Annotated in this window: 1 protein-coding gene; it reads right to left on the bottom strand. The window is 57.2% G+C overall.

All coding sequences use genetic code 11. The features are described 5' to 3' along the window. The coding region (locus NW212_RS15250) for an Rpn family recombination-promoting nuclease/putative transposase (protein WP_258339463.1) at nucleotides 1-418 on the bottom strand (418 nt) is incomplete at both ends.

Raw genomic sequence — 418 nt, 5'->3', positions numbered from 1 at the left:
CAGCACCTGCATCCTCTTCTCGCTGTAGGTGTGGGGGTTGAACTTCGGGAGTTCGACGAACACCAGGTGCAGCCCGTCTATCACCTTCTCCGTATGCTCGACGTGTACAAGGCGGTAGTAGTGGTAGAATTCCCTGAGCTCGGGCTCGAAGACTTCGTTCACGAGGTTCAGGGAGTATACGGGCTGGAGGAGGGAATAGTCGTTTCCCTTTTCGATCTGCCTCACGTACGCTTTCGACGCGTTGAACAGGACGCGCTGGCGGAACTCCTGCGACCATACCATCTGCATCTCCACGATGAAGTGCCTTCCCCTGTTGTCCCGGCACCGGACGTCCACGATGCTGTTCTTCCGGAGGGGGTTGTCGGGAACCATTTCTGCCGGGAGGTATTCAAGTTCCGTAATCTCCTCTCCCTCCTCG

It is taken from the genome of Bacteroides sp. ET225 (assembly GCF_024733745.1).
Lineage (GTDB): Bacteria > Bacteroidota > Bacteroidia > Bacteroidales > Bacteroidaceae > Phocaeicola > Phocaeicola excrementipullorum.
The sequence above is the reverse complement of the archived record's forward strand: the minus strand, read 5'-3'. Positions and strand labels throughout refer to the sequence as shown.